The 6,763-nt window shown below is 58.9% G+C and carries 9 protein-coding genes; 6 read left to right on the forward strand and 3 right to left on the reverse strand.

What is annotated here, in order from left to right; translation table 11 throughout:
- Positions 1–82: 82 nt before the first annotated feature.
- The 5 genes from NKJ12_RS30230 (at position 83) to NKJ12_RS30250 (ending at position 3,173) form a co-directional block, all read left to right on the forward strand.
- The gene (locus NKJ12_RS30230; RefSeq protein WP_352508075.1) at positions 83–292 is read left to right on the forward strand and encodes a hypothetical protein; all 210 of its coding nucleotides are present in this window, start codon (positions 83–85) and stop codon (positions 290–292) included.
- Entirely contained in the window at positions 289–1,494 is a 1,206-nt protein-coding gene (locus NKJ12_RS30235; protein WP_352508074.1) for a PfkB family carbohydrate kinase, read from the forward strand. The genes NKJ12_RS30230 and NKJ12_RS30235 overlap by 4 nt, the downstream gene beginning before the upstream one ends.
- Positions 1,491–2,087 (forward strand): 7-cyano-7-deazaguanine synthase, encoded by a 597-nt coding sequence (locus NKJ12_RS30240; RefSeq protein ID WP_352508073.1) that lies wholly within the window; start codon positions 1,491–1,493, stop codon positions 2,085–2,087. Before NKJ12_RS30235 ends, NKJ12_RS30240 begins: the two co-directional genes overlap by 4 nt.
- 226 nt (positions 2,088–2,313) lie before the next feature.
- Positions 2,314–2,748 carry a nitroreductase family protein gene (locus NKJ12_RS30245; protein WP_352508072.1) on the forward strand — a complete coding sequence of 145 codons (435 nt, stop codon included), beginning with the start codon at positions 2,314–2,316 and terminating at the stop codon, positions 2,746–2,748.
- A 158-nt stretch (positions 2,749–2,906) separates the two neighbouring features.
- Positions 2,907–3,173 carry a hypothetical protein gene (locus NKJ12_RS30250; RefSeq protein ID WP_352567116.1) on the forward strand — a complete coding sequence of 89 codons (267 nt, stop codon included), beginning with the start codon at positions 2,907–2,909 and terminating at the stop codon, positions 3,171–3,173.
- A gap of 109 nt (positions 3,174–3,282) precedes the next feature.
- Here the strand turns inward: NKJ12_RS30250 and queE are convergent, their stop codons facing one another.
- From queE to queC, 3 genes are read right to left on the reverse strand one after another with little or no spacing between them, the layout of a single operon-like run.
- Complete coding sequence (gene queE, locus NKJ12_RS30255; RefSeq protein ID WP_352508070.1) at positions 3,283–4,017, reverse strand: 7-carboxy-7-deazaguanine synthase QueE; 735 nt, start codon at positions 4,015–4,017, stop codon at positions 3,283–3,285.
- Complete coding sequence (gene queD, locus NKJ12_RS30260) at positions 4,014–4,370, reverse strand: 6-carboxytetrahydropterin synthase QueD (protein WP_023722053.1); 357 nt, start codon at positions 4,368–4,370, stop codon at positions 4,014–4,016. The genes queE and queD overlap by 4 nt, the downstream gene beginning before the upstream one ends.
- On the reverse strand, positions 4,370–5,068 hold the full coding sequence (gene queC, locus NKJ12_RS30265) for a 7-cyano-7-deazaguanine synthase QueC (RefSeq protein ID WP_352508068.1): 699 nt from the start codon (positions 5,066–5,068) through the stop codon (positions 4,370–4,372). The genes queD and queC overlap by 1 nt, the downstream gene beginning before the upstream one ends.
- A gap of 607 nt (positions 5,069–5,675) precedes the next feature.
- On the opposite strand from queC, the gene NKJ12_RS30270 reads away from it, so the two are divergent.
- Positions 5,676–6,065: a hypothetical protein gene (locus NKJ12_RS30270; RefSeq protein WP_352508067.1), complete on the forward strand. Its 390-nt coding sequence runs from the start codon at positions 5,676–5,678 to the stop codon at positions 6,063–6,065.
- Positions 6,066–6,763 lie beyond the last annotated feature (698 nt).

Here is a 6,763-nt window from a genome sequence, read left to right on the forward strand (position 1 = left end):
CGGAGGGGGATTCGATCAATGCAGCCGCGAGTACCAGGCTCCCGTTAACAGTCCGAAGCCTTCGGTCCTTGGACCGCTTAACGTGGGCAACGTTCTGGATGTCGACGTTGTGGCCATCGGTAGTTCTTCAACGCTTGTCGTACGGGATGCTGGCGGAAACCTCGGCGGGTCGCTCACGTTCGTTGGCTATCTGCAGGTGATCAACTGCATTGTTCAGCAGGCGGTGCTATACAAAGCTGAGATTCTGTCGATCTCCGGCGGCGTCTACACGGTCAGGGTCTACCCGGTGTGAGCCGCGACGTAACCGTTGCGGGCGGCGTCTACCATGAGCGCTGCCTGCAACCCGAATGGGATCGTGTCTTAGGGTCGGCAGGACGCGGCGCGTTTGCGATCGCGCAGCTTGCAGGTGGCCGCGTGCAACTACGAGGTTACGCCAACAGCCGGCTCAGCGATCGGATCGCTGTTGAGGCAGAACTTGCTGACGTCCAACTGAATCTCCTGGGTACCGAGCAGGCAGTCACTTTCGATTATGTCCATACGCTCTCGGTGCCACATATCTCGCCGCCACCGGCATTGCTGAAGAGACTTCCAGATATCAAGGTCGAGAACAACATCGTCATCCGCTATGGGATGATCGAATCAGACGTCATCGTGTCCGCGAACATAGCAGTGTATGACCCTCAATCTGCGTTCGACGCCCAACCGTTCAGGAGAAACGGTTCGTCGGCAGCTAGGCTCGGTGTGGTTCTCAACCGGTTGGAGATGCGGTCCATCACTGGGACCGACAATCCGCGCGAAGGCGCCAATTGGCTGTTTCATAATGACGGCGCCGAAGTCGTCGTCTTGAAGATGGGCGCGCTGGGGGCATTGGTCCTCACGCCCGAGCACCAACAACAGGTTCCACTCTACGAATCGGATTCAGTCTGGAAGCTCGGGTCAGGGGACGTGTTTTCCTCAACGTTTGCCGGTTTCTGGGCGATACATGGGAAGGAACCGGTCGAAGCCGCGGATTTGGCGTCGCGCGCAACCGCTTGGTATTGCAACTCGCGAACCCTTCCACCTCCCACTCCAGATATTTTGATGTCCGCCAGGGCAAAACCGATCAAGCCTGGCTCTGGACGCATTTACCTTGCCGCACCTTTCTTTGACCTTGGACAGCGCTGGCTGGTCGAAGAGGCGCGGCTCGCACTCATTGATGCGGGAGCAGACGTCTTCTCGCCCGTACATGAAATCGGACCCGGCAAGGCCGACGTCGTCGCTCCGGCGGATTTGATCGGTTTGGACGGTTGCGACGTCATCTTTGCGATACTGAACGGCATGGACCCCGGAACTGTCTTCGAAGTCGGGTATGCGAGAAAAAAGGGCATCCCGATCGTTGCACTGGCGGAGAACGAGAAGGAGGAAGACTTAAAGATGTTCGTGGGCTCGGGCACGATGGTCGCGCAGGACTTCGTGACCGCGATCTACAAGGCGATATGGAGCCTGCCTAAATGAAGACGGCATTGCTACTCTCTGGAGGCATGGACTCGGTCAGCATCGCTTGGTGGAAGCGTCCGAACGTTTGCATCACCATCGACTATGGGCAGAAGCCGGCTGAGGCTGAAATCGTCGCCGCTGGCCAGGTCGCGCGCCTCCTCAATATCCCTCACGAAGTCATTTGCGTCGATTGCTCGGCTCTAGGATCTGGGGACTTGGCGGGCAGTGCGCCGTCTGAGGTCGCGCCAGTGTCGGAGTGGTGGCCATTCCGCAATCAGCTCCTGATCACGCTCGCTGGCATGGCTGCGGTGAAGAGCGGCGTAAAACACCTCCTTATCGGCGCCCTCGCCACCGACGGCGTCCACGCCGACGGGCGTCCCGACTTTGTCGAGCATATCTCGAAGCTGCTGGCGCTTCAGGAGGGCGGCATCACTGTAGAAGCTCCGGCTATCGAGCTGGATGCGGTCGAACTGGTGCGAACCTCCGAGATCGACCAAGCGACCCTCGCCTGGGCGCACTCGTGCCACGTTGGGAATTACGCCTGCGGCAGATGCAGGGGCTGCGTGAAGCATTACAATACCTGGTCGGCTCTTGGCTGGACGCCTCACTGAAGAACCTGCTCCCAGGGAGCAGCCTGGTGACTGGTCTGCCTGGTTGCCGGCAGGCGCGGTAATACGTGAGCTTCCAAAGCCGGAAGAGCAGCGCGATCGATCATTTCTAGACGTAATGGAGTCGCGGCGATCTGCCATTGGGGCGCCTGTAAGCTGGCACGAGATTGAAGCATTGCTTTGGTACGCGTGCGGGACTCGCGAATTTCGTGGCATCGGACGTGCCGGCGTGCCTTTGGAACACCGGATTTCACCCTCCGCAGGTGGATTGCACCCCGTCCAGATCATTTATCAAATGTCGAACAGCGATCATGCGGCACGCGCCTATCTGCCCACGAGACACGCTGCAGCTTTCCTCGGCGCCTCATCCCAGGCAGCCGAACTCAACAGAGAGCAGGTGAAAGGGGTATTGGGAACCGCCCCAGGCTGCACCCTTCGGTTGGTGGCAGACCTGTCCAAAATCGATGCAGCCTATGTGAATGGAGAAAGCTTGGCCTGGCGCGATGCCGGTGTTGTTTGCGCGACCCTAAGTTTCGTAGCGGAGTGGCTTGGCCTGCGCTCCAACGTGCTGGGCTTTTCAGGCAACGCCTATCTACCCTTGATCGGGTTTCCAACAAACCGCTTCATGGCAGTCGGGGCTGTGCAAATCTCCAGTTTCGCTTAGCGGGTGCACCAAACGACAACCTGGAGATAGATGCATCGTCTGTGTGGACGCGGTTTTGGCAGTTGTGGCCCGTCGTTGATCCTAAGTGGCCAGTCCGATCCACACTCCCAATTCAACAATCAATCAACGTCTGTTCCGACGGGAACGTCTGAAAGTGAGTGACCGCTTCCCAGCCCATCGCGAACAAGTCTCACGCGCCTCCCTCGCTAAAAGATATCGACCTTGGCCAGACGATCCCTTCCCTAACCGAATATTTCGCAGCTGGTGAGCAGCACCTCTCCTCCTCCGGGCTGGCTCTGTCGGCGCCGCCGCTGCTACAGGCTATTTCGTATATGGTGAAGGCGATCCATTTCGCCGTTTGGTTGGGCATCGTCATTGGTCTGGCTATCGTTGGCCAGGTTTCGCGCCATCAGTCGCGTGATTAAAAAACGGTCGTAGTCGAAAGCACACAGCGTTCAGTTGCCTTTTCCGGCAGATACCTGACGCATTCTAGCAGAACGTGGGCACTGACACGGCTCAGCGCATGGCCCCCGCCTAGACGCCTCTCTTGTTACCCCAGAGCATAACGTGCAACTGCGGCAGCACGCGGGTTTCGAACCACCTGTCGCGGGTCACCTTTTCAATCAGCCACTCCATGCGTTTTATTATTCCGTCAAGATCGACAGGCGCGTCTTCATTTGCGAGGCGTGGCGGCGTGTGATTGCCGGGTTGCAGATAGATCGGAAGTCGCGGAAATCTCGCAGCGGCGTCTTTCGCGTAGGCGTAGTCCCTTTCGTCGAAAACAATGAGCTTGAGCACGACTTGCGGCCTGCCTTGTGCCGCCTGGAGGCAGGCCTCGAAAGCGGCCCAATCGGTCGTCATTTGGCTTGACGGCGGCTTTGGGCTGAGGACTAGCACGTCAAGGTCGGCAAACCAGTCTCTGGCCACCGAACCTTGGGTTTCCAGCGCAAAACGGTAACCTTCACCATGGCCTCGCTCGATGAGCGCGCCGAGCGGCTGGATGGCCGGATTGCCGCCTGACAGCGATACCATCAGCGGGCGGCCACCGGAAAGCGCAAGCACGTTTTGCCACACCGCGGCAATGGACATCATCTCCCATTCATGGCGGAATTGATTGTCCACCGCATGCAGGCTGTCGCACCAGGAACAGCGATAGTCACACCCGCCGGTTCTGACGAAGACCGTCGGCAAACCGATGAGCACGCCCTCGCCCTGGATCGTCGGCCCGAAAATCTCACTCACGCGGATTGCGGGATGCGTATCGGTCATGGCCGGTATTCCGCCCAGGTTTTCGGCGTTTCGCTCACCCGCACGGCCGAGGTTTCGCGCAGGCGTGCCTTGCACCATTCATAAAAATGTCTGGCCAGATATTCCGCCGTGACTTGCTCATGTCCCAGCACGTCGTTGAGATGTCGGTGGTCGAAGCTCTCGTCGATGTAGCGTTTGAATGGCGCCAAATCGTGATAGTCGCGCACGAAGCCGTTGTCGTTCAGTCCATTCGCTGAAAGCTCCACTTCAACGATGTAGTTATGCCCGTGCAGGCGCGCGCATTGGTGATCGGGTGGCAACGAGGTGAGCTGATGCGAGGCTGAGAAGTGGAATTCCTTGGTGATGCGGAACATTACGCGGTCCTCCTTCGCAGCGCATCGAGCCAGAAGTCGGAGTCCTCGTAGTCGGTGGGGTCCGGCTGCCCAGAGAGATGAAACGCCTCGCGCCGCTCGACGCAGGTCCCGCACCTCCCGCAGTGACGCTCGGCGCCCTTGTAGCAGGACCAGGTCTGCGCAAACGGCGTGCCGTATGCTGCTCCATTCCTAACAATGTCCGCCTTCGTGAGATTCACATAGGGTGCATAAATGCGAATCTCCGCGTAGCCGTCGAGCGCGTGGTCCTGCATCATCTGGAAAGCGTCGATGAAGGCCGGACGGCAGTCGGGATAAATGAAATGATCCCCACCATGCACGGCCGTCGCCACCGCCTCAGCGCCGTGCGCTGCGGCGAAGCCGAAGGCAATGGCTAACATGATGGCGTTCCGGTTCGGCACCACCGTGACCTTCATCGTGTCTTCGGCGTAGTGCCCGTCGGGCACCTCCACATTATCGGTCAGCGCGGAGCCGGAAAGGCCGCCGCCGATCTCGTGGATGTCGATGATGCGGTGCGGGACGCTCAGTCGCTCCGCGCAAAGGGCGGCGAAGCCCAATTCCTTTCTATGCCGTTGGCCGTAATCGAAAGATAGGAGGCCGGCGAGTTCGTGCTCCGCTGCCACCTTGTGAGCAAGGGTAACGGAGTCCAATCCGCCGGAGCAGACGACGAGAGTCTTCATTTTTGGGTCCTTGTTTTAACCGGGTAGGCTGCGACCGGAGATTTCTCTGCGCTCCCAGTACTTCAGGAAATCCATTTTGTGAAGTGAACGGGGGACGAGTTTCATGCGCTGACGTGCCGCTGTGTGCAAGGCGCCCTCGCGGTGAGCCTGCAAGGAACACTGACTAGCGAAACGTCACGCTTCAGCGGAATGCTCAAAGGCGAGCGCACCAGAATAAGCTCTGCAGGAGGTCCGGACCTTCGTAAACAAAGTTCTCGACGATCAAGCGCCCGGCGGTCCCGAGCTTCGAGGGACGCCACCGCGAGGGCTTCAGGTACAAGACGGCCCGAGGATGGGCTTGCCGCAAGAGAACGGACTTACCAGTGGATGTTCAGCGACGCCGATGCAGATGTCTGGAATGATCACGACATCAATTGTCGCGGCAACTTTGGCTGGCCTGCTCCTCGGGTTCCGTAGATCCAGCGCATTCCGCTTCAGGATCGGTTCGAACCGGAGCACGCCCTCGGTCAATGGACGACCAAACCCTGAATGATCGGTCGTGAGCCGACATCTGTGAACAAGCGGTGTGGTCGATTGCTATCACCCATGTGTTGCGCGCAGGTATCTTATGGCAGTGGATGAACTGGATTTGATGATTTTACAGCTGGCGGTCGAAAGCGTTCGCTCGCTCTCCTTAAGCTTCGCAGAAAAGGCCGCCGAGGTAGCAACCAGGAGCCGCGGCATCCTGCTTTTCGACGTGCGGGTCGACGGTGATGCGGAGGTCCAGCGGGTCGCAGCCATCCGATATCAGGGCGACCAGATCGGCGTGCTGGCGTTGGACAGACAGGGCCTTGTTAGCCACCATTGCATCGTCAACGGTACGTTCTCACATTTCACTGCGCCCTTGGAGAACTGGCACAGCATGCCCCTGTCGATGCAGGCCAAGATCAATGCCAACGGCCATGCCAGCCTCTTCCTAGGTGCCTTGCGAAATGCCGGACATTTGCTGGGCAGCTAGCATTTGGCGAGAATGCATCTGTGAATTTTTGCATGCGCATCGCTGCCGACCGCCGGCATGATTGTCGTGCTCGAAAAGGCTGCGGCGATCGCGGCAAAGCGATCGCCGCGATGATGGCGATCAACGCGTGGGCGTTGCATCGTGCGCGATCGTTTAGACGGAGGTCTCCGCCTGGCATCGAGCAACATGCACGGAGGTACGCAAAGCGCAAACGCATCAAGTAGTTGAAGGGACGAGCCCCTCGCGCAAATGAAGCTTGCGCTGCCGCTGTCGTCCCATCGTGCCGCCGAACTCGGGGGCGTGACGATCGACCACGATGGCCTATTTTTTGCAAAGCCGAATGTCCCGATTCCGAAGCCAAGGAAAAAACTCCGACCACAGCGAAGAATAGTAACAACACGGGCGACGCAAGCCGCCTTGCCCTCTAGCAGGGGAGGTGCTTGCGGTGCTCTCACCGACACAAGATCGCAAATGGCACGTGGGTGAGCACCAGAACTGGCGACACGCATGGTGATCGGCTTGACTCGCTGGAGGAAGCACAAGGCCTCAGTGGGCGGAGGCGCCAGCGACGGTCGAATACTGGCTGGCTGCTCGGGATCTGATCGTTGAAATGACGTAGGATTTGGTTGCTTAAGCCGATCCGAACCATTTCCCGGAGACCACACCCACCATGAACGATCTTGCGCTGCCGCTGAGCG

This window comes from Mesorhizobium sp. M0195, from assembly GCF_040322115.1.
GTDB lineage: Bacteria > Pseudomonadota > Alphaproteobacteria > Rhizobiales > Rhizobiaceae > Mesorhizobium.

Excerpts from the sequence above, each read along its gene's own strand:
- NKJ12_RS30240 (WP_352508073.1), top strand. The coding sequence starts at position 1,491 with ATGAAGACGGCATTGCTACTCTCTGGAGGCATGGACTCGGTCAGCATC.
- NKJ12_RS30270 (WP_352508067.1), top strand. The coding sequence starts at position 5,676 with ATGGCAGTGGATGAACTGGATTTGATGATTTTACAGCTGGCGGTCGAA.
- queE (WP_352508070.1), bottom strand. The coding sequence starts at position 4,017 with ATGACCGATACGCATCCCGCAATCCGCGTGAGTGAGATTTTCGGGCCG.
- queD (WP_023722053.1), bottom strand. The coding sequence starts at position 4,370 with ATGTTCCGCATCACCAAGGAATTCCACTTCTCAGCCTCGCATCAGCTC.
- queC (WP_352508068.1), bottom strand. The coding sequence starts at position 5,068 with ATGAAGACTCTCGTCGTCTGCTCCGGCGGATTGGACTCCGTTACCCTT.